General features: G+C 37.8%; 24 protein-coding genes. 19 read left to right on the forward strand and 5 right to left on the reverse strand.

The window, feature by feature from the left end; all coding sequences use genetic code 11:
* Window positions 1-20: 20 nt before the first annotated feature.
* The 3 genes from Q5794_RS01060 (at window position 21) to Q5794_RS01070 (ending at window position 3,188) form a co-directional block, all read left to right on the forward strand.
* On the forward strand, window positions 21-1,133 hold the full coding sequence (locus tag Q5794_RS01060) for an acyltransferase (RefSeq protein ID WP_374988593.1): 1,113 nt from the start codon (window positions 21-23) through the stop codon (window positions 1,131-1,133).
* A gap of 150 nt (window positions 1,134-1,283) precedes the next feature.
* On the forward strand, window positions 1,284-1,961 hold the full coding sequence (locus Q5794_RS01065) for a response regulator transcription factor (RefSeq protein WP_214988961.1): 678 nt from the start codon (window positions 1,284-1,286) through the stop codon (window positions 1,959-1,961).
* A gap of 360 nt (window positions 1,962-2,321) precedes the next feature.
* Window positions 2,322-3,188, forward strand: coding sequence for a sensor histidine kinase (locus Q5794_RS01070; protein ID WP_374988594.1), 867 nt, complete (start codon window positions 2,322-2,324; stop codon window positions 3,186-3,188).
* A gap of 16 nt (window positions 3,189-3,204) precedes the next feature.
* On the opposite strand, the gene Q5794_RS01075 is transcribed toward Q5794_RS01070, so the two are convergent.
* From Q5794_RS01075 to Q5794_RS01085, 3 genes are read right to left on the reverse strand one after another with little or no spacing between them, the layout of a single operon-like run.
* Entirely contained in the window at window positions 3,205-4,092 is an 888-nt protein-coding gene (locus tag Q5794_RS01075) for an RnfABCDGE type electron transport complex subunit D (RefSeq protein ID WP_214988959.1), read from the reverse strand.
* Window positions 4,076-5,008 carry an FAD:protein FMN transferase gene (locus tag Q5794_RS01080; RefSeq protein ID WP_374988595.1) on the reverse strand — a complete coding sequence of 311 codons (933 nt, stop codon included), beginning with the start codon at window positions 5,006-5,008 and terminating at the stop codon, window positions 4,076-4,078. Before Q5794_RS01080 ends, Q5794_RS01075 begins: the two co-directional genes overlap by 17 nt.
* Before the next feature lie 11 nt (window positions 5,009-5,019).
* Window positions 5,020-5,532: an FMN-binding protein gene (locus Q5794_RS01085; protein WP_192998199.1), complete on the reverse strand. Its 513-nt coding sequence runs from the start codon at window positions 5,530-5,532 to the stop codon at window positions 5,020-5,022.
* A 293-nt stretch (window positions 5,533-5,825) separates the two neighbouring features.
* On the opposite strand from Q5794_RS01085, the gene Q5794_RS01090 reads away from it, so the two are divergent.
* The 4 genes from Q5794_RS01090 to uvsE all read left to right on the forward strand — a co-directional run bounded on the left by Q5794_RS01090 (window position 5,826) and on the right by uvsE (window position 11,161).
* A complete protein-coding gene (locus tag Q5794_RS01090; protein ID WP_013054995.1) occupies window positions 5,826-6,908 on the forward strand; it encodes a D-alanine--D-alanine ligase in 1,083 nt (360 codons plus the stop codon).
* Between the two features lie 96 nt (window positions 6,909-7,004).
* Window positions 7,005-8,387, forward strand: coding sequence for a UDP-N-acetylmuramoyl-tripeptide--D-alanyl-D-alanine ligase (gene murF / locus Q5794_RS01095; protein ID WP_192998197.1), 1,383 nt, complete (start codon window positions 7,005-7,007; stop codon window positions 8,385-8,387).
* A 196-nt stretch (window positions 8,388-8,583) separates the two neighbouring features.
* The gene (locus tag Q5794_RS01100; RefSeq protein WP_214988958.1) at window positions 8,584-10,095 is read left to right on the forward strand and encodes a DEAD/DEAH box helicase; all 1,512 of its coding nucleotides are present in this window, start codon (window positions 8,584-8,586) and stop codon (window positions 10,093-10,095) included.
* Between the two features lie 94 nt (window positions 10,096-10,189).
* Complete coding sequence (gene uvsE / locus Q5794_RS01105; RefSeq protein ID WP_214988957.1) at window positions 10,190-11,161, forward strand: UV DNA damage repair endonuclease UvsE; 972 nt, start codon at window positions 10,190-10,192, stop codon at window positions 11,159-11,161.
* 8 nt (window positions 11,162-11,169) lie between these two features.
* On the opposite strand, the gene Q5794_RS01110 is transcribed toward uvsE, so the two are convergent.
* Both Q5794_RS01110 and Q5794_RS01115 read right to left on the reverse strand, forming a co-directional pair.
* Window positions 11,170-11,532, reverse strand: a complete 363-nt coding sequence (locus Q5794_RS01110) for a rhomboid family intramembrane serine protease (RefSeq protein ID WP_251034311.1) — start codon at window positions 11,530-11,532, stop codon at window positions 11,170-11,172.
* A complete protein-coding gene (locus Q5794_RS01115) occupies window positions 11,507-11,743 on the reverse strand; it encodes a hypothetical protein (RefSeq protein ID WP_251034310.1) in 237 nt (78 codons plus the stop codon). Before Q5794_RS01115 ends, Q5794_RS01110 begins: the two co-directional genes overlap by 26 nt.
* Window positions 11,744-11,807: 64 nt before the next feature.
* On the opposite strand from Q5794_RS01115, the gene acpS reads away from it, so the two are divergent.
* The 12 genes from acpS (at window position 11,808) to Q5794_RS01175 (ending at window position 20,450) form a co-directional block, all read left to right on the forward strand.
* Window positions 11,808-12,173, forward strand: coding sequence for a holo-ACP synthase (acpS, locus tag Q5794_RS01120; RefSeq protein WP_214988972.1), 366 nt, complete (start codon window positions 11,808-11,810; stop codon window positions 12,171-12,173).
* Window positions 12,174-12,230: 57 nt separating this feature from the next.
* On the forward strand, window positions 12,231-13,289 hold the full coding sequence (locus Q5794_RS01125; protein ID WP_192998194.1) for an outer membrane lipoprotein carrier protein LolA: 1,059 nt from the start codon (window positions 12,231-12,233) through the stop codon (window positions 13,287-13,289).
* Window positions 13,290-13,402: 113 nt separating this feature from the next.
* Window positions 13,403-14,593, forward strand: coding sequence for an alanine racemase (gene alr, locus Q5794_RS01130; protein ID WP_214988956.1), 1,191 nt, complete (start codon window positions 13,403-13,405; stop codon window positions 14,591-14,593).
* Between the two features lie 485 nt (window positions 14,594-15,078).
* Complete coding sequence (gene ndoA, locus Q5794_RS01135; protein ID WP_013055004.1) at window positions 15,079-15,429, forward strand: type II toxin-antitoxin system endoribonuclease NdoA; 351 nt, start codon at window positions 15,079-15,081, stop codon at window positions 15,427-15,429.
* A 157-nt stretch (window positions 15,430-15,586) separates the two neighbouring features.
* Window positions 15,587-16,423 carry an RsbT co-antagonist protein RsbRA gene (locus Q5794_RS01140; RefSeq protein ID WP_013055005.1) on the forward strand — a complete coding sequence of 279 codons (837 nt, stop codon included), beginning with the start codon at window positions 15,587-15,589 and terminating at the stop codon, window positions 16,421-16,423.
* 2 nt (window positions 16,424-16,425) lie between these two features.
* Window positions 16,426-16,782, forward strand: a complete 357-nt coding sequence (locus Q5794_RS01145) for an STAS domain-containing protein (RefSeq protein ID WP_013055006.1) — start codon at window positions 16,426-16,428, stop codon at window positions 16,780-16,782.
* Between the two features lie 3 nt (window positions 16,783-16,785).
* Window positions 16,786-17,187, forward strand: coding sequence for an anti-sigma regulatory factor (locus tag Q5794_RS01150; RefSeq protein WP_013055007.1), 402 nt, complete (start codon window positions 16,786-16,788; stop codon window positions 17,185-17,187).
* 13 nt (window positions 17,188-17,200) lie between these two features.
* A complete protein-coding gene (locus Q5794_RS01155) occupies window positions 17,201-18,211 on the forward strand; it encodes a PP2C family protein-serine/threonine phosphatase (protein ID WP_013055008.1) in 1,011 nt (336 codons plus the stop codon).
* A gap of 59 nt (window positions 18,212-18,270) precedes the next feature.
* Window positions 18,271-18,603 carry an anti-sigma factor antagonist gene (locus Q5794_RS01160; protein ID WP_013055009.1) on the forward strand — a complete coding sequence of 111 codons (333 nt, stop codon included), beginning with the start codon at window positions 18,271-18,273 and terminating at the stop codon, window positions 18,601-18,603.
* Window positions 18,600-19,085, forward strand: coding sequence for an anti-sigma B factor RsbW (gene rsbW / locus Q5794_RS01165; RefSeq protein WP_013055010.1), 486 nt, complete (start codon window positions 18,600-18,602; stop codon window positions 19,083-19,085). The genes Q5794_RS01160 and rsbW overlap by 4 nt, the downstream gene beginning before the upstream one ends.
* Window positions 19,051-19,845: an RNA polymerase sigma factor SigB gene (gene sigB, locus Q5794_RS01170; protein WP_013055011.1), complete on the forward strand. Its 795-nt coding sequence runs from the start codon at window positions 19,051-19,053 to the stop codon at window positions 19,843-19,845. The genes rsbW and sigB overlap by 35 nt, the downstream gene beginning before the upstream one ends.
* Complete coding sequence (locus Q5794_RS01175) at window positions 19,845-20,450, forward strand: PP2C family serine/threonine-protein phosphatase (protein WP_013081423.1); 606 nt, start codon at window positions 19,845-19,847, stop codon at window positions 20,448-20,450. Before sigB ends, Q5794_RS01175 begins: the two co-directional genes overlap by 1 nt.
* The last annotated feature ends 70 nt before the right edge of the window (window positions 20,451-20,520 follow it).

Raw genomic sequence — 20,520 nt, forward strand, 5'->3', positions numbered from 1 at the left:
CATTATATAGGAGAGAAAAAGTGAAGCAAAAACAAAAGCAGCATATTCAATCCATTTATTTTTTACGATTATTCGCTATGATGATGGTTGTGCTCGTACACGTAACAGCAGCATATGCAACAGTACTGCCATTTGCAAGCGAAGCTTATCAAAAATATCATTTTCTTAACCGAATTGTTCGTATTGAAGCAGGGATCTTTATTGTTATCACAGGTTTAGTTTTCTTTTATAGCTATATTAACAAGCCGTTAACAAAGACTTTATGGAAAACGTACTATGCTCGAAGGGTAACGTATATTTTGGTCCCTTATGTTATTTGGGCACTTATTTATGAATTTTATTCGTACTATGTGGGAGCAACAGAATTAAATGCAGCTGACATTGTGAAACGTATTTTGCGTGGAGAGTCTTACTATCAGCTTCATTTTATCTTTTTAATTGTACAAGTATATCTCGTGCTGCCAATTTTTGTATGGTTAGCACAGAAAGTAACCATTTTTAAAAAATATATGTGGCTGTTTGGCATTATCATTCAGCTTGGTTATTTAATGCTTAATAATACGTATCATATTACCTCATTTAATTTATTTTTAAATACGATGGCTACGTTTTTACTTGGTGGTTGGATTGGCATTTATTATCGCGAACAAGTGGATAAAAAGTACAGTCGTTCGAATATTGTATTATTTCTAGTGACGCTCGGATCGGGAATAGCTATTTCACTGTTAAATTATCATTTGTACACAATGAAGACAATCCAAATTTCAGGCTTTACGTATGAGGCTGTTAATACGCTTTATTTGGTCGCTGGAAGTCATTTCCTCTTCCGGATTGCAGAGATATTAGCTGAAAAGCTTTCTGTGAAGTCCGTGACGATTGTTAAAAATATTGCCATGTACTCGTTTGGATTTTACTTGATTCACCCACTGGTTTTAAACTTTGTGGCAAAAGCAGTACCAATACAGGGCAACTATATGTTTCACTTTGAAATCTTGGCACGCTATATTTTAACGTTAGCGGGCTGTTACCTTATCATTTGGGGATGTCATCGTCTTCTACCGTTTGCTAGCTTCTTGTTTGGTAAACTGCCAAAAGAAGCGGTATTCATTTACCGACGTCCTGATCATAAATAGAGTCTAGTTAAAAGTTATGCCTGCTTGCAGGCATAACTTTTTTTATAAAGTATAAGAGATGATAACACAGTAGTTTTAAACTATTTTTAAAAGTGACATGCTAAGCTAAGATAATGATTATTTAGGTAATCACAAAAGGGGGAATCTGATATGCATGTACTTGTGATAGAAGATGATGCTTCATTATTACACGGTATCGTAGAAAGCTTAAAAGAAGAAGGCTATGAAGTTGACTGTGCGTCTGAAGGTGATGAAGGATTATTTTTAGCAGAGCAGAACATTTATGATGCTTTAATTTTAGATATTATGCTCCCAGGTATGACAGGGCTTGACATACTAAAAAAGTTAAGAAAACAAAAGGTGCTGACGAAAGTTATTTTTCTCACTGCAAAAGATAGTGTAGAAGATCGAGTGAAAGGGCTTGATTATGGAGCTGATGATTATTTGGTTAAGCCTTTTGCAATGGCTGAACTTTTTGCGAGGTTAAGGGTAATGCTCAGAGACTTGCAGGCAGAAGAAGGCATGATTTCATATGGCCCAATTTCTATAAGAGAAGCCAATCATGAGGTCATGATTAATGGAAGTGTCTTAACGTTAACGATTAAAGAATTTCAGCTTTTGGAATACTTTATTCGAAATAAAGAACAAATTCTTATTCGAGATCAAATTTTTAATCGGGTATGGGGATTTACATCCGATGTAGGAGTAGGCGTAGTAGATGTCTATGTTCACCATTTAAGAAAGAAGCTTCAGCCTTTTAATTGTGAGGGTTATATACGTACAGTTAGAGGTGTAGGATTCATGTTAAAAGGGGAAGAGCATGTTTAAAAAGACGAGAATCAGGCTTGTGTTATTCAACACAATGGTGCTGATGGTTATTTTGAGCATCTTCAGTTTAGTTCTATATTTTTACATACAGCATGTTATTTTTTAAAACCCAGACAATCGGTTAAGTGAGATGAGCGAACAAGTAAAAAAAGAAACTTACATGAAATTCAGGAAAATAATGAAAGAGAAACAGAAAGGCGCGTTGCGTTTTTACTTTGGAGCAGTGATAAAAAACTAATAAAAATCACGCCTAAAAAAGGATTATATACAAACGATATTGACGACTTTAAGCCTGCGCTGTCTGAAGGGAAAGCTCAAACGGCACAAGAGGTAAACGGTCATGCTTATCGAGTTATGAATGTGAAAAACAAAGGCTATATAAAAGATAAAGACGTTTCAACCATTCAACTTGTCTTAAATGTCGATCCAGAAACTCAAACCTTAGAGCATCTTGCTTTCCTTCTAATCATTTCAGCTTTTATTGGACTGCTTCTTTCGCTTGTAGCTGGCCTGTTTTTAGCTAATCGAGCGCTTGTACCTATACAAAAGTCGTGGAATAAACAGGTCGAATTTATTGCAGATGCATCTCATGAATTAAGAACGCCTCTTTCAGTGATGCAAACGCATCTCGAGCTATTGTTTAGACGACCAAATCATACCATCGAGCAAGAAAGCGAAAATATTTATCAAAGCTTAAATGAAGTGAAGCGGATGACGAAGCTGGTGGGCAACTTATTAACACTGGCTAGATCTGATTCAAGTGCACAGCTGCTAAATAAAACGGTTTTTAATATGGGAGAGCTGGTTGATAAAGTAGCTAATCAGTTTGAGCCCATATTTGAACTAAAGGAGCTTCATTTCACAAGGGAAATTGAATCGTTAATGTGCGGAGGAGATCAAGAACGAATTCATCAGCTATGTATGATTTTATTAGATAATGCTTTTAAGTACACCCCATCTGGAGAAAGCATTCATGTCAGTCTAAAGAAACATCATCACTCTATGATATTAATTGTCAGAGACACAGGCGTTGGAATTGAAGCGGAAGATCTTCCGTATGTATTCGATCGCTTTTATCGAAGTGATAAGAGCCGAGCCCGTGCTGAAGGAGGATCAGGCTTAGGTCTTGCGATTGCCAAGTGGATTGTACAAGCTCATGACGGAGAAATGAAGGTTTTTAGTCAAAAAAACGTAGGTGCGGAATTTTATGTGAAAATTCCGCTATGAAAAAAGCTGCCTATCATTAGGCAGCTTTTTTCACCACTTTTTTATTGGTAGTCTTCCACGCTTTCCAGGCATTAGCAAGTAACAGACCAATTAATAAATAGGCAAGTCCGCCAAAAAGCAAATAATCTACAGCGCTAATCGCCCCTGCAATCAATCCAAATTTAATTTGGTCTTTATATTTGGCAGGAGAAGTAGGAGGGTCTGTCACCATAAAGAAGGCTAGAAATAAAGCAGAATTGACAAAAGGAGCTCGTAAAGCATCCGCTACATCGCCTATCCCTATTAGTGACATAATCGTAAAAATAGCAAAATACACGCTTAAAAAAGCAAATACTTGAGGGAATTTATTTACTTTGCTTGTCACAAGGTAACCCGTCACAAACACGAATACAATGAGCCATACGGGGAGTAAAGATAAGCTTCCCCACCAGCTTTGGCCGCTTGAAAAGACAATAAGTGAAAAGAGAAGACCAAAAGTGGCAGGGTTAAAAATAGGCTTCTTTTTTACTTTTACTAAGTGTTTCGATAAAATCGCAACAGCTACAGTGCAAAATGTGACCCAAGCAGGTGTAGAGGTGCTGAGCACTAAGGCAATAATTAATCCAGTAATAATTCCGCCGTCGGGAAGCTGAATTTTCTTTTTATAGGCAAAAGAAAATCCTAAATCTAAGGCGGCCGCCGAGCATACGGCAAGCAGTAGGTGTCCTAATCCTTGAAAGGCAGAAGAGTTGAATTCACCTAATAAGGTTAACAGCAGCAGCATAGCCATCACGTATCTTTTAGGTGTTTTAACTAGCTGCGCCCAAGGACTTATTTCTTTTGGTTTGTTTTCATCTACAATAATATAACCTTTTGGTGTGCTAATATATTTAACACCGCTTCTTCGTTCAGAACGTGTGGTCATAATTCATTAATTCCTCCATATCTGATGTAAAAAAAGGAGTGAAACTAGAATCGAAGAGTACGCCGCGTATGTCGGCATCATTCAATAAATTTACTCCTTTTTCCGCTCCTAAAATAAAAGCTGACGTAGATAATGCATCGGCTAGCATGGCAGAAGGAGCAATAGCTGTACAACTCATTAGACTGCTTCGAGTGGATGGAGATAAGGGATTAACCAAATGATGCATGGATGGTTGCGTCTTATTTTTTCTAGCATAATTTCCTGATGTGCAGACAGCCGTATCTGTTACATGTAAAGTCAGTAATAACTGTGTTTGAATACCAGGGTGCTGAATCCCGACTTTCCATAACTCTCCGTGTTGATTGCGTCCTTTAACTAGGATGTCTCCTCCTGCATTAATCATAAAATGCTGATAAGGAAGGGAGCGGGCAGCCAAATCAATCGCCAACCCTTTTGCGACCGCTCCAAGATCTATAATCATCGGTTTTTGTAAACAAACCGTTTTTTTATGTGTATCCAATACGATGTCTTTATAACTTCCAAAATCGACTGCTTCGTTCACTTGTACAGGCTTTCCATATAAGTAGTGTTCGTTAAAACCGCGGTTTTCTAATTGCTTTCCTACCGTTGGGTCAAAGATTCCATGCGTTTCATTTGCTACTAAGACAGCGAAATGAAGGGCTTCAAATAATAGAGGACTAACAGAAACAGGCTCTTTGACATGTCTAATTAGTTTCATAACTTCGCTTTTTGCATCAAATCGACTGCATGTCGTTTCAACGGTCTTAAAAATAGTAAATGCCTTTGAGATATGGTGAAGGACATTTGCTTCTTCTGATTGGGGAGCAATTACTTGGAGTGACACGGTTGTTCCCATACATAATACAGAGCGGCTATACGTTTTTATGGACATCATTCGTTTCTCCTTTATGCATTCATTGCTTGCTGAAGTGCGTCATCCACGGCATTTTGAAAATCTTCTGTACTAAGCGTTGCTCCACTGACGACGTCGACGTCTGAGCTTTGTCTTTGTACGACTTGAGACGGAAGGCCCTCAATGTAACTTTGAGAATAGTGAGTATCCGCTTCTGTAATTTCAACTGTATCAATTCGGTCGTTTTTAATGTTCACGGATACGTAGACAGTTCCGATACGGTTGCTTCCTTGGCCAGAATATGTTCCATCTTTGTATTTTGTTTTAGGAGCAGAACTTTCGGCATTCGCTGATGACTGTTTCTTATTAGAGGGAGCAATATCTTCTCCCCAGCTGTCATTGACAATCGTTTGGTTGTCTGTCTGATCCGTCGTTTTCTTCTGATGATGAGCCGGTGTGACTTGAACAGCTTGTGCATCAGATAGAGTGTTTATATAACCAGTTGCATAAATACTTCCTATGGCTACGCTGCATGCAGCAATCATCTTCTTTCCCATTTTACTCATGTTTGTTGAACCTCCTGATTTGTACCAGAACGATAGTTTCAATTATTGATGGTTGTCTTTAGCATAAATAAACTTTACAAATAAACTTTTAAAAAAGATTTAAAATCAAGAAAGTTTTTTCAAAAACAAATGAGCCAAAGGAAAAGCTGATTCTAAATAATAAAGGTAGGCGATGGAATTTCTTTCACAAGCCTAGCTATTTTGACATACGTAATAATAGTTAATATTTCTGTTTACTATCTAAACGTGCATGATAAAATAGAAAAGATGAATATGTGTTAGGAGGAACATCAGTGAAAATTAAGCTTGGCCTTTTATACGGAGGAAAATCCGCTGAACATAAAGTATCTTTACAAACAGCTCTAGCAGTTTCAAAAGCAATTAACCACGATAAATATGAAGTGCATCCAATTTACATTACAGAAACAGGAAAGTGGATTCGCGGCACACAGCTGACTGGTCCGCTTGAAACAGTTGCTCAATTAGAAATTCAAGATAACGGAACTGCTATTTCACCAGTTTCATTGAATACGGAAATGTTTGCATTAACAGATTCAAAAACAGATGATCAGCTAGATGTTATTTTCCCACTTCTTCATGGTCCAAATGGAGAAGATGGTACGGTACAAGGATTATTAGAATTATTGAATATTCCTTATGTTGGAAACGGTGTATTAGCTTCAGCAGCTGGTATGGATAAAGTTGTAATGAAGCAGCTGTTTGCACAGGCAGGTCTCCCTCAAGTAGAGTACGTATCATTTATCCGCCGCGAGTGGGAAGCAGATCGAACGGCTGCTTATGAAAAAGTAGAAACACTTGGATACCCTTGCTTTGTTAAACCAGCAAACTTAGGTTCAAGCGTTGGGATTAGCAAATGTGATAACCGCGAAGAGTTAGAAGCGGCATTTGTTGAAGCTTTCTTATTCGATCGGAAAATCATTGTAGAAGCAGCAGCAGTTGGTCGTGAAGTTGAAATTGGTGTGTTAGGGAATGATGAAGCAGCTTGTTCAGTAGTTGGAGAAATCTTACCTAAAAAAGCGTTTTACGATTACAAAGCCAAATATGAAGACGGCGATACAGGCCTTATTATTCCAGCTGAAATTACAGAAGAACAGCATCAAGAAATGTCAGCACTAGCAATCAAAGCATTTAAAGCAATTGATGGATCTGGTCTTGTACGTGCAGATTTCTTCTTAACATCAGAAGGTAAATTCATTATTAATGAAGTGAATACGATGCCTGGTTTTACACCTTTCAGTATGTTCCCGTTATTGTGGAAACACGCAGGTGTTGAATATCCAGATTTAATCGAAAAACTTGTATCACTAGCAATTGAACGTCATACCGAAAAGCAGCAAATTAAACACACAATGTAACTCACACAACACTATTCATCATGAATAGTGTTTCTGTATTTAGTTTCAATTAATGTTATCCATAGTTTACTTTATATCGAGAGGAGCAAACCAACGATGATTAAACGTACGCTTACACAGCTAGCTACAATGATTCCAGGAAGTGTATTTCATAGCGGAAACGAAGAAGCTGTAATTGAGGGAGTCTCAATTGATACGAGAACCATTCAGCAAGGTAATTTATATATCCCAATTAAAGGGGAACGCTTTAACGGGCATACATTTGTCAATAAAGCAATTGAAAACGGAGCGGTCGCTACACTGTGGAACAAAGATGAAGAAAATCCACCGACAGACATTAGTGTTATTTTAGTCGATGATACGCTAGAAGCTCTTCAGCAATTAGCGAAATCCTATCGTCACGAGTTAGATATTAAAGTAGTGGGCATTACAGGAAGTAACGGAAAAACAACGGCAAAAGACATGGTGAAAGCTGTGCTCGATACAACTTACCGTGTTCTGAAAACAGATGGAAACTTTAATAATCATATTGGCATGCCGCTTACTATTTTGCGTTTAGATGAAACTCATGATATTGCAGTTTTAGAAATGGGCATGAGCAGCCGAGGGGAAATTGAGTTTCTTTCTAATTTAGCGGAGCCTGATGTGGCCATTATTACAAATATCGGAGAATCGCACCTTCAAGACTTAGGAAGCCGTGATGGAATTGCGGAGGCAAAATTAGAAATTACAAGCGGCTTAGCGCCAACAGGTCAGCTTGTCTATAATGGTGATGAGCCACTTTTAACGTCGCGCGTTGTTAATCCAGTATTTGAAACGGTGACATTTGGCAGCTCAGAACAAAACGATTTGTATCCAAGTGCTATTTCAGCTGAAGAGTTAGGCACAACATTCACTGTTTCACGTGAAACAACATATTCATTCTTTATCCCGGTATTAGGTAAACATAATGTTCACAATGCGCTTTCTGCTATTGCGGTAGGTCATTATTTTGGACTAGACAATGAAACAATCGCTAAGGGATTAAAAGAATTAAAGCTAACCAATATGCGTATGGAGCTCGTGAAAAGAACAGATGGCTTGACCTTCATTAATGACGCATATAATGCAAGCCCAACGTCCGTTAAAGCTGCTATCACGTTGATGCATGATTTAGAAGGCTATAAGCAAAAAATTCTTGTTCTCGGCGATATGCTTGAATTAGGCGATCAGGAAAAAGAGTTCCACAAAGAAGTGGGAGAGTTTATTCAAGCAGAAAAAATTGATTATGTTCTAACATACGGCCCCTTATCTGTTGAAATTGAGCAAGGAGCAAAAAATAATTTTGCAGAAGATAAGGTAATGCACTTTGAGGAGAAAGATGAGCTTGTTAAAAAATTAACAGCGATTACAACAAGAGAAGATGTGGTTTTAGTGAAAGCATCTCGAGGGATGAAGCTTGAGGAAGTTATCTCAAAAATGATGCATAAATTACCGTGATATTAAAAAGAGTATAAGTAAGCTCTATTGCAAACGGAAAGCCATAGTGTTATGATGTAGTCTGAGTGTCTTGAGGCGCTTATACTCTAAACGTTGAATTTATTGAAGTAGTCGTTTAGAGCATTTTCCGTTTCCTCGGAGAATGCTTTTTTTTGTAAAATATAGATAGTCTAAATATAAAAGGAGTTTGAAAAACTTGGCATTATTTCAAGATTTAGGATTAAGTCAACAGCTTAATAAAGCTGTGAGTAAAATGGGTTTTGAAGAAGCAACACCAATTCAATCAGAAACTATCCCATTAGCACTAGAAGGTCACGATTTGATCGGACAAGCACAAACAGGAACAGGTAAAACAGCGGCATTTGGTATTCCTCTTATTGAAAAAGTTGATGTAAACGTAGATGCAATTCAAGGGTTAATTATTGCTCCTACTCGTGAACTTGCTGTACAGGTATCTGAAGAACTTTACAAAATTGGTCAAACAAAGCGCGTACGCGTGCTATCAATTTACGGTGGTCAAGATATCAGTCGTCAAATTCGTGCATTGAAAAAGCACCCTCATATCATCGTAGGGACACCAGGGCGTATGCTAGATCATATTAATCGTCGTACACTTCGTCTACAAGATGTTCACACAGTTATTTTAGATGAAGCAGATGAAATGTTAAACATGGGATTCATCGAAGACATTGAAAAAATCTTATCAAACGTACCTGAGAACCACCAAACACTTTTATTCTCAGCAACAATGCCTACTCCAATCCGTCGCATTGCTGAAAAATTCATGAACGAACCAAAAGTGGTAAAAGTAAAAGCAAAAGAAGTAACGATGCCAAACATTACGCAGTATTATTTAGAAGTACAAGAAAAGCGTAAATTTGATATCCTTACTCGTCTTTTAGATATGCAATCACCTGAATTAGCTATCATCTTTGGTCGTACAAAGCGCCGTGTTGATGAGCTATCAGAAGCATTAAATATGCGTGGTTATTCTGCACAAGGTATCCATGGTGACTTGACGCAATCGAAACGTCTATCTGTACTACGTCAATTTAAAGAAGGTTCTATTGATGTATTAGTTGCGACGGACGTAGCTGCACGCGGACTTGATATTTCTGGTGTTACTCATGTATACAACTTTGATATCCCTCAAGATCCAGAGAGCTATGTACACCGTATCGGACGTACAGGACGTGCTGGTAAAATGGGTGCTGCTATAACATTTGTAACGCCAAGAGAAACTGGACAGTTACACAATATTGAGCGTACAACAAAACGTAAAATGGAGCGTATGACTCCTCCAACGCTTGATGAAGCAATGGAAGGTCAACAGCGTATTGCAGCTGACAAATTAACAGAATCTGTGACACAAGGCAACTTATCTTACTATAAACAGTTGGCAGAAGAGTTACTTGAAGAGCACGATTCAGTTTCATTAGTGGCAGCGGCAATCAAATTATTTACAAAAGAACCAAACGAATCACCAATTCAATTAACTGCTGAACCACCGGTAATTGCAAAAGGTGATAAAAACAAACGTGGAAATGGCGGAGGCCGTTCACGTTCTAACTCTAAAAACTACTCACAGCAAAATCGTCGTGGAAACTCAAAGCGTTTTGGTGACAAGCGTCGCGGTGGAAGCAACGGCAGTGATAATAGAAATCGCAATAGCAGCAGCAATCGTAAAGATTCTCGCAGCAAAGCGTAAAATAAAAACGAGCCTTAACAGGCTCGTTTTTTTATGTGTTAATTGCTATTTTATTGGTGCACACTATGAGTAAAATAAAATGGGGTGTTCACTGATGTCGACCATTGTTCGGTTAGGTTATGTGGCGATGAGCGTTCATTTGGAAAATAGTTCTCCTTCTCAAACAATGACTTTTGCACAATTTCAGCGTGTGAAAGATCATGAAGCGGCCATTCGCAAGCTCGAACGTATTGCAATATCCAACTTAGAAAACTGCTTACGGTTATTAAAACATAATGCGTGGAGTGAAATTGAGTTTTTTCGATTCAGTTCTAAGTTAATTCCATTAGCTAACCATGATGCGCTAAAAGAGTGGAACTACATAGCTCCTTTAAAGGATGCTCTTCAGCGTATTTCTGTATTTTTGAAGGAACATCCAATGAGAGTAGATTTTCACCCGGATCATTTTGTTGTTTTAAACTCAACGGATAAAGAGGTTTTTAAGCATTCTATCCAAACTCTTCGCATGCATCAAAAGTTGCTGAAAGGAATGGATATTTCGCTTCAAAATCGCTGTGTTTTACATGTTGGAGGAGCTTATAATGATAAAGAAAAAGCACTGGAGCAGTTTATTCATAATTGGGGGCTTGTACCTCAATCCCTTCAGCAAATGATTATGTTAGAAAACGACGATACAACCTTTCATATAAAGGACGTCTTGTATTTATGTGAAAAACTAAATGTCCCAATCATTTTTGATCTTCATCATCATCAGGCAAACAACAATGAAACTTCATGGCAAGAGCATTGGGACCGTATCATTAGAACATGGGAACATGAAACGCTCCCTTTAAAAATGCATATATCTAGTCCTAAAAGTGATAAAGAATTTAGAGCTCATGCGGATTATATCGATGTTAATCGGTTTTACAGCTTTTTAAAAGAAGTAAATGGAACGATACCGCAAATTGATTGCATGATTGAAGCTAAGAAAAAAGATGAAGCGCTCTTTCAGTTAGTAAGAGACTTGAAGTCTTATGAAGATGTGGAATTTATTAACTCATCCACCTTTTATATTAAATCCTAAAGCAGGCCTCATATCTGTGGCTTGTTTTTCTGTTTGAACGCAAGAAAAGCGAGAAGAAATCCAGCAATACCTCCAACGAAATGAGCTGTATTGTTGGTTCCTGGCGTTAGCAGACCTGAAAGTAATCCAATAATTAAAAAGACGACAATGATTTGCTGGTTACTTTGAGAAAGCATGTGCTTTTGTTTTATTACAAGGTAGAGGTAAAACCCAAGCAGTCCGAAAATGGCACCGGATGCACCCACATGGCTGTAGAAAGAAGATTGGATTAGAAATGTAACGATATTTCCAAGCAATCCACACGTAAGGTAGAATAGAAGAAACTTATAAGAAGAAAGAATACGCTCAGCACCTGGCCCTAACGAGAACAATGAAAATGAGTTGAAAAGAAGGTGTGAAAAGTCGCCAGTAGTCTCCTTGAGAAATTAAGCTATTCACGCCAATAAGCTGATGTATAAAAGATTCTGCAAGGTGTGAGGGAAGAGCGGCAAGTAACCATAGCGCAATGTGGATGCAGATAAGCGTGAAGGTAACAGGATAAAAACGTTTAAATTCAGCTGCATTTTCTGTGCGTACGAACATATTTGTCACTCCTTTTTATAAAGGCATTTTTATATACTATTCTGTAAGAGAGGATTAAATGAAAATGATTATAGGAACTGGAATTGATATTACAGAGTTAGAGCGGGTTGAAAAAATGGTGCAGCGTCAAAGCGCTTTTATTACTCGGATTTTAACAAAAAATGAAAAAGAACGCTATGAAAAGCTATCAAGCCGGCGTAGGGTCGAATTTTTAGCAGGAAGATTTGCTGTGAAGGAAGCATATTCGAAAGCTCTTGGAACAGGAATAGGAAAAGATTTCAGCTTCCAAGATATCGAAATCGTGAATGATGAAAGAGGAAAACCCCACATTGTTACAAAACAACCACTGGACGCGTCCGTACACGTATCTATTTCCCACAGTGCGCACTATGCAATTGCTCAAGTAATTATTGAACGCTTGTCAAGCTAGTCTGCATATTCACTATTTCTTGTTCATATATTCATAGTGTGGATAGGGAGACAAGATATGTTCTTGCTTCTCCGTTTAGCTGTGAATATACGAAATAAAGGAGTTGGGGAAATGCATAAAAAATGGATTGGCTTATTTGTTTGCGCCTTTTTTCTCTTAGCCTTATCAGCATGCGGTGAAAAAAGTCAGCAGGATGTAACAGATGCATTGGATGCCAAAGTACAAGAAATGACGGGGTATAAATCAGATGCTAAGATGACATTGAATACAGGGAAAGATGCTCAAGTATACGATGTAGAGATTTGGCATAGTAAGCCTATGTATTATCGAGTGAATTTGAAAAATACAAAGAAAGATCAAAGCCAAATGATTTTGCGTAATGATGAAGGGGTTTTTGTTTTAACGCCTGCCTTAAATAAAAGCTTTCGTTTTCAAAGTGACTGGCCGCAAAATAGCAGTCAAGCTTATTTGTATGAATCCCTTGTCCAAGATATTGTGAAGGATGAAAAGGCAAGTTTTAAATCAACGGATAAGCATTATATTTTTGAAACAAAAACCAACTATCAAAATAGCACGATGCTTCCTAAACAAGAAATTACGCTGAACAAAAGTGACTTAGCGCCTGTTTCGGTTAAAATTATGGATACGGATAATAAAGTGTTAATAAAAGTTGATTTCTCTAAGGTCAAATTCGATTCTAAGTTTGATAAAGGGGCTTTTGATACAAAAAGAAATATGACAAGTGCAAAGATTGACGTTCCGACATTAGCTCAGCAAAAATCATTTAGCGTCCTTTATCCTAAGGATGTTCCAAAAGGTACAAAGCTGTCCAAGGAAAAGAAAATTGAGACAGAAAATGGCGAAAGAGTCGTTTTAATGTACAAAGGAGAAAAGCCGTTTACGCTTGTGCAAGAAAAAGCGCAAGTAGCTAAAACAGCAACATCTACAGTTACTGCCGGAGAGCCATTTGATTTAGGTTTTACTGTGGGAGCTTTGACGGATAAAAGTCTATCTTGGACATATAATGGAGTAGACTTTATGCTGGCTTCTGATCAGCTAACACCAGATGAATTGAGTACAGTTGCTAGATCTGTGCAAAGTCAGATGGGAAAATAAGAGAAGCTTACAAGCCTGCATATATGTAGGCTTGTTCTTGCTTAATTTGAATAAAGATCGAGATGAAGTTTGGCTATAGATGTATTATACTAACAGAGGAAAGTACGTTTAGAATGGTTCTGAAAAAAGGAAGTGTCGTAGTAATGGATGCATTTTATAGAGAAACATGGGCAGAAATTGATGTAGAAGCCATTTTTCAAAATGTTAATCATGTAAGAGAACTGATACCGGGGCATAAAACGTTAATGGCCGTAGTGAAGGCGAATGCGTACGGGCATGGAGATAAAGAAGTAGCAGAGATTGCGCTTCAAGCTGGTGCTGATATGCTAGCTGTAGCTTTTTTGGATGAAGCTATTGCTCTTCGGAAAAAAGGAATAAAGGAATCCATTTTAGTATTAGGAGCCGTGCCTATCCTACACATTCAAACTGCATTGGAGTGGGATGTAACGGTCACTGCTTATAGCAAAGCTTGGATTGAAGAAGCGGCGTCCATTCTAGGTGAAAACAGTCAGCTGCATATGCATTTAAAAATAGATACAGGCATGGGTCGCTTGGGAGTTAGAACAAAAGAAGAATTACACGAAACGATGAAAATCATCGCTTCTCATTCGGGATTCGTGCTGGATGGAGTGTTTACACACTTTGCAACAGCAGACGAGCTAAACTCATCTTATTTTGAAGAACAATACACATTCTTCGAAGAAATGGTTCGAATTGTGAAAGAATATAATTTTACACCTCCGATGATTCACTGTGCAAATAGCGCAGCCTTGTTTCGTCGTCCGAAAGATATCTTTAATGGCGTACGCTTAGGTATCTCTATGTATGGCTTGAGTCCTTCTGAGGAATTAAAAGAAGTTTTGCCAATTCCGTTAAAACAAGCTTTTTCGCTGCACAGCCGTATCGTGCATGTTAAAAAAGTCAAAAAAGGGAGTCATATCAGTTACGGAGCTACTTATGAAGCTAAAGAAGATGAATGGATTGCTACTATCCCATTAGGATACGCAGACGGCTGGATTCGTAAATTAAGTAATTTTGAAGTATTAATAGATGGAGTTAAAGTGCCAATTGTTGGTAGAATCTGCATGGATCAATTGATGATTAAATTACCTAAAATGTATAAAATGGGTACAAAAGTAACATTTATTGGGAAACAAAAAGATGCTGAAATTACAATTGATGAAGTAGCGAAGCATCTTGAAACAATTAATTATGAAATCCCTTGTATGATTGCAGCAAGGGTTCCGAGGGTTTATACAAGAGATTTGCAGCATATTGATGTTAATAATTATATCTTGCGCTGAATATACATCTTCCTGAGTCAACATAAAAAGTCTGAGAACAAAAGACAATAAAATAATAACTTCCATGCATAAAAGAGGGTATCAATTGACGATAATAGTGTAGAAATTGACAGAATTAACTTTCCATTAAAGCTAATCAATGTTATGATAAGGAAAGATGAGACTATTGGTGTGTGTATTGATGTTGGAGGTGTATGTTTGTGTCTGAAGCGAGCGCAACTACAGAAATCCTAGTAAGATTACCGAAAAATTTAGTATCGGAGCTCGATCTTATGGTTAAACAAGAAAATGGCAACCGAAGTGATTTTATTCACCAAGCAACAAAATTGTACCTTCGTGAGCGAAAAAAACGCCATATTCGCGAATCAATGAGACGTGGATATATGGAGATGGCAAAGATAAACTTAAATATTGCTTCCGAGGCTTTTCTAGCAGAGTATGAAGCTGATCATACTGTGGATCGTTTAGTAAGCGGGGGTAATGACTTGGTAGTCAAACGTGGCGACGTTTATTTTGCTGACCTATCTCCTGTTGTTGGCTCAGAACAAGGAGGCGTTCGCCCTGTACTTGTCATTCAAAATGATATAGGCAATCGTTTTAGCCCAACTGTTATTGTAGCTGCGATCACTGCTCAAATTCAAAAGGCAAAGTTACCTACGCATGTTGAAATTGATGCAAAGCGCTATGGATTTGAGCGAGATTCAGTTATTTTACTAGAACAAATTCGTACTATTGATAAACAGAGGCTAACAGACAAGATTACCCATTTAGATGATGAAATGATGGACAGAGTGGATGAAGCCTTGCAAATCAGTGTAGGACTTATCGACTTTTAGAATTATACTTCCATTTATGCTAAGTTGCTCCTTTATGAGCAACTTTTTTAATTTGACTAGGAATAATCAGTAAACGTATATTGTAATAAGAAACGTTTTAAAAATGATAATATATATATAGATATAAATGAGTGTATTGACTCACAAGGAGGACCTCATGAATCAAGATTTATTCAATTATATACAAAATCATAAATCAGAAATTTTTGATCGATGGCTAGTGTTAATGAATGATGTGGAAACAGAGCGGATTAAAAACATTGTATCCGAGCAAGTGTACGTAAATGTAAGCTCTGATTTTGTAAATTTACTTTTGGCAAAAGCATTCCGTGATCAGGAAAATTTTGCAGAGGAACTAGAGGAAGTAGTAGGACGAGTTGTGAGTTTAGGATGGCCTCTTGCTTATTTGACACAGGGTGTACGTAACTTGGGTCACGTAGTGGTTGAAGGGTATGTAAACAGTGAACATGTGAAGGCTGACCAAACTCATTCTGAATTATTCTATCGGTTTGACAAGTGGTTAAGCCCTATTTATAACAAAATAGTAGAACAATACTCCAACTCGTGGGAAAATACAGTTATGTTGCAAAAAGTTGCACTTCAAGAATTGTCTGCTCCATTAATACCGGTATTTGATAAAATTACAGTAATGCCGCTTGTAGGAACAATTGACACTGATCGTGCAAAGAAAATTATGGAAAATTTACTGCAAGGTGTCGTAAAGCACCGATCAGAGGTCGTATTAATAGATATTACCGGAGTACCAGTAGTGGATACGATGGTTGCCCATCATATCATTCAAGCTGCTGAAGCCGTACGTTTGGTTGGAGCCAAGTGTTTGTTAGTAGGAATTCGTCCGGAAATTGCTCAGACTATTGTGAACTTAGGTATTAACTTAAACGAAATTATTACGAAAAACTCATTAAAAAAAGGCGTAGAGTTTGCGTTAGAAATGACTGAGCGGAAAATAGTTGATATAGAATCGGAGGAATAAACGTGAGAATACCCATTTTGAAATTGTACGACTATTTATTGGTATCCATTCAATGGGAGCTGGATGATCAAACGGCTATTCAATTCCAAGAAGATTTGCTAAGTAAAATTCATCAAACTGGAGCAAAAGGAGTGGTAATCGATTTAACTTCAATTGATATGATCGATTCATTCATCGCAAAAGTGTTAGGTGACGTGGTTAGCATGTCTAATTTGATGGGGGCTAGAGTAGTATTAACAGGTATCCAGCCTGCAGTAGCTATTACACTTGTTGAGTTAGGGATTGGCCTAAATGATGTTCTTACTGCACTCGATTTAGAAAAAGGTCTTGAGAAACTCCAATCGGAATTGGGGGATTAGTATATGGAATTCCAATCCAGCGTAAAAATTGTAACAGAATGGGACATCGTAGCGGCACGCCAATTAGGTAGAAATGTGTCGAAAGAGCTAGGGTTTGGAACAGTTGACCAAGCTCGTATTACAACCGCCATTTCTGAATTAGCTCGTAATATTTACCTATATGCGGGTAAGGGTCAAATCTATATTGAGAAATTAAATCGTGGAGGAAAAAACGGTCTTCTTGTCGTAGCAACAGATGAAGGGCCAGGTATCCCCGACGTTCGCAAAGTAATGGAAGATGGATACTCAACATCGGGTGGACTAGGAGCTGGGCTTCCTGGGGTAAAACGATTGATGGATGAGTTTGACATCGAAACAAATGTCGGAGAAGGTACTGAGATTAAAGCAGTTAAGTGGCTCCGGTAGGAGGAAATAGATAATGTCTTTTGATAAAGAGATGAGAGATTTATACAAAGATATTTTGGGGAACTATATCCAAACACAAAATGAACAAATTTTGTATCAAGGACAAAAATTAAGTAGAAAATCTTTAGAGAATGAAATATCGCCAGAAGATATTGTGAGTATTCATAAAGAAGTGATTGAAGAAATTTATTCTGATATTCCAGAAAAAGTGCTGCATTCTCTGGACTTTTTACTTGAGGTAATGATTAGCTACGGTCTTGCTCTTCGTGAGCATCAAACATTAAAAAATAAGCAGCGGGAACTTCGTTCTGAAATTGAAGTTGCCGCTAACGTCCAGCAGACGCTGTTGGGGACAAAGGTTCCGGCTAGTTCAACTTTAGAAATTGGTGCGATTAGCGTACCGGCTAAACAGATGAACGGAGATTATTTTCACTTTGTAGAAGAAGAGCATGGTGGGTTAAGTATTGCCATTGCCGATGTGATTGGAAAAGGAATTCCAGCTGCAATGTGTATGTCTATGATCAAGTATGCAATGGACAGCTTACCGGACTCAAGAAAAAATCCAAGTTATGTATTAGAAAACTTGAATAATATTGTAGAGCGAAACGTAGATCCAAGTATGTTTATTACGATGTTCTACGGAAGCTATAATCCCGAGACGAACTTATTTGATTATGCATCTGCAGGGCATGAACCAGGTTTTTATTATGATGCCAAAGCTGATTCATTTGAAGATTTGGAAGCAAAAGGACTCGTGCTAGGAGTCGATCGCCATGTGAAATATCTTCAGTACGAGCAGCAGCTTTCAAAAGGCGATATGATTGTTCTGTTAACAGATGGCGTAACAGAATGCAGAACTGAAGAAGGATTTATTGAAAGATTGGACATCATAAAATTAATTCGAAAATACATGCATTTGTCTCCTCAAGAAATTGTAGAATCTGTATATAAAGAGCTGGAAAAATTACAGCACTTTCAATTGAGAGATGACTTTACATTGATTATTTTGAAGAGTTTAGTTTAAGTATTCTAAATAAGGGTAAAGAAAAGATAGCACAAAATTAGAGGGGGTCTACTAATACGATGAATTTAAAAATAGATATACAAAAAGACGGTCAAGCATATCGTATTAAGCTGGCTGGAGAGATTGACGCATATACAGCACCTAAGCTAAAAGAAAAGTTCATGGAAATTACTGAACATACTGAACCGGAAATTATAGTCGATTTAACCGATGTATCATACATGGATAGTACAGGACTAGGTGTATTTATTGCATTGTTAAAAGCCAATAAGAAAAATAACGGCTCTTTGAAATTTGTTGGTGTATCAGAGCGCATCAAGCGCTTATTTGATATTACGGGCCTCACAGACATTTTAAACGTGAATTCACAAGTAGAAGGTGGCGTAAAATGAAACAGCCTTATGACTTTGTTGAGATGAAGATTCCTGCTAAGCCAGACTACGTAGCGATTATTCGACTGACGCTGTCTGGTGTAGCGAACCGGATGGGTTTTTCTTATGATGAAATTGAAGATATGAAAATTGCTGTGAGTGAGGCATGTACAAATGCCGTACAGCATGCTTACAAGAATGAAGAAAATGGTGAAGTGAGAGTAGGTTTTGGTTTATTTGATGACCGTTTAGAAATCATGGTGGTCGATAAAGGTGAAAGCTTTAATTTTGAAGAGCTTAAGGAACATATAGGACCTTATGAAACATCAAAAGAAGTTGAATTTCTTCCTGAAGGTGGACTTGGTTTATATTTAATTGAAACACTAATGGACGAAGTGAAAATGGTCAATTCAAAAGGTGTAACGCTAATGATGACTAAGTATGTGCAAAGAGAGCAGGTGGAGAGTGATGAAAACACAGTCTCAACCTATGAAATTAACTAAAGAACAGGTTCAGGAACGAATTGAGCGCTTTCAAAAAACGCAGGATGAAGAAGCACAAAGTGATCTAGTAGTACATTACAAGAATCTTGTTGAATCTATTGCACGTCGTTATTCAAAAGGCAGAAGCTTACATGAAGATATTGTGCAGGTAGGGATGCTAGGACTGTTAGGAGCTATTAGAAGGTATGATGCTTCATTTGGAAGAAGCTTTGAATCGTTTGCTGTTCCTACAATCATTGGAGAGATTAAGCGATTTTTACGCGATAAAACGTGGAGTGTTCACGTACCGCGCCGCATCAAAGAATTAGGTCCTAAAATTAAAGCAGCTGTCGAAGAGCTAACAACCCGTTTACAGCGATCTCCTCAAGTGAAAGAAATTGCTGATCATATCGGAGTGACAGAGGAAGAAATTTTAGAAACGATGGAGATGGGGCAAAGTTATCAAGCGTTGTCTGTTGATCATTCCATTGAAGCAGACTCTGATGGAAGTACTGTTACAATCCTTGATTTAGTAGGTGAACAAGAGTCAGGTTATGAGAAAACTGATCAACGCTTAGTGTTAGAAAAGATTCTTCATGTATTAAGCGATAGAGAAAAAGAAGTGATTCGCTATACATTTATTGAAAATCTGAGTCAAAAAGATGCCGGTGAGAAGTTAGGGATTTCTCAAATGCATGTATCTCGACTGCAAAGAAGAGCTCTTGATAAGCTAAGGACTGCAGCTCGCTCAGATTCTAACGATTCGGAGTATATGTCGTGATGACAGTAGACCCTAATACAAAGTTGATTCAAACTCATATATACCAAGAGCCAAAGCAAGGGAACGTATGTTGTGGAGATAGTTACTATGTCAAAGAAACGGATGACTATTTTCTATGTGCAGTGGCAGATGGATTAGGAAGCGGTGAACAAGCTAGAGCCGCTTCTGTAGCTGTTACGGATGTCGCGAAAGCTCATCATCATCTAGATGTGGATGAGATCATTTCTAAGTGCAACAAAGCTACTCGACATACAAGAGGCGCGGCAGTAGCTATTTTGAAAATTGATAAAAAACATAACGAATTTCATTATACAAATGTAGGTAATATCCGCTTTTATCTGTATTCTCCGGAGGGGAAATTAACGTACCCTCTGCCAATTCAAGGTTTTTTATCAGGGAAAATTCAAAAGTTCCGCACACAAACCTTCCCATATGACTCCGGTTCTAAATTTTTGATTCATACAGATGGCTTAGAATTAAAAGAGATTAAATCTGTTTTTGCTAACTCGATGAATGTAGATCAATTGTCGACACGGCTACAGGCAGCAATTCGATCTCATAATGACGATATTACGTATATCGCTGGTCATCTTCCAACTGCATAGCCTTTCTTTTTAGCTCACATGTGTTATTGCATGTGAGTTTTGTTACAATAGAGACAAAGTTTCATTTAGG

It is taken from the genome of Priestia megaterium, from assembly GCF_041941685.1.
Classification (GTDB): domain Bacteria; phylum Bacillota; class Bacilli; order Bacillales; family Bacillaceae_H; genus Priestia; species Priestia megaterium_C.

What these genes read in the sequence shown, in the direction of transcription:
- Q5794_RS01065 (WP_214988961.1), top strand. Translation starts at nt 1,284, where the DNA reads ATGCATGTACTTGTGATAGAAGATGATGCTTCATTATTACACGGTATC.
- Q5794_RS01075 (WP_214988959.1), bottom strand. Translation starts at nt 4,092, where the DNA reads ATGACCACACGTTCTGAACGAAGAAGCGGTGTTAAATATATTAGCACA.
- Q5794_RS01080 (WP_374988595.1), bottom strand. Translation starts at nt 5,008, where the DNA reads ATGATGTCCATAAAAACGTATAGCCGCTCTGTATTATGTATGGGAACA.
- Q5794_RS01085 (WP_192998199.1), bottom strand. Translation starts at nt 5,532, where the DNA reads ATGAGTAAAATGGGAAAGAAGATGATTGCTGCATGCAGCGTAGCCATA.
- murF (WP_192998197.1), top strand. Translation starts at nt 7,005, where the DNA reads ATGATTAAACGTACGCTTACACAGCTAGCTACAATGATTCCAGGAAGT.
- uvsE (WP_214988957.1), top strand. Translation starts at nt 10,190, where the DNA reads ATGTCGACCATTGTTCGGTTAGGTTATGTGGCGATGAGCGTTCATTTG.
- Q5794_RS01115 (WP_251034310.1), bottom strand. Translation starts at nt 11,743, where the DNA reads ATGTTCGTACGCACAGAAAATGCAGCTGAATTTAAACGTTTTTATCCT.
- acpS (WP_214988972.1), top strand. Translation starts at nt 11,808, where the DNA reads ATGATTATAGGAACTGGAATTGATATTACAGAGTTAGAGCGGGTTGAA.
- Q5794_RS01125 (WP_192998194.1), top strand. Translation starts at nt 12,231, where the DNA reads ATGTTCTTGCTTCTCCGTTTAGCTGTGAATATACGAAATAAAGGAGTT.
- alr (WP_214988956.1), top strand. Translation starts at nt 13,403, where the DNA reads ATGGTTCTGAAAAAAGGAAGTGTCGTAGTAATGGATGCATTTTATAGA.
- Q5794_RS01140 (WP_013055005.1), top strand. Translation starts at nt 15,587, where the DNA reads ATGAATCAAGATTTATTCAATTATATACAAAATCATAAATCAGAAATT.
- Q5794_RS01150 (WP_013055007.1), top strand. Translation starts at nt 16,786, where the DNA reads ATGGAATTCCAATCCAGCGTAAAAATTGTAACAGAATGGGACATCGTA.
- Q5794_RS01155 (WP_013055008.1), top strand. Translation starts at nt 17,201, where the DNA reads ATGTCTTTTGATAAAGAGATGAGAGATTTATACAAAGATATTTTGGGG.
- Q5794_RS01160 (WP_013055009.1), top strand. Translation starts at nt 18,271, where the DNA reads ATGAATTTAAAAATAGATATACAAAAAGACGGTCAAGCATATCGTATT.
- rsbW (WP_013055010.1), top strand. Translation starts at nt 18,600, where the DNA reads ATGAAACAGCCTTATGACTTTGTTGAGATGAAGATTCCTGCTAAGCCA.
- sigB (WP_013055011.1), top strand. Translation starts at nt 19,051, where the DNA reads ATGAAAACACAGTCTCAACCTATGAAATTAACTAAAGAACAGGTTCAG.
- Q5794_RS01175 (WP_013081423.1), top strand. Translation starts at nt 19,845, where the DNA reads ATGACAGTAGACCCTAATACAAAGTTGATTCAAACTCATATATACCAA.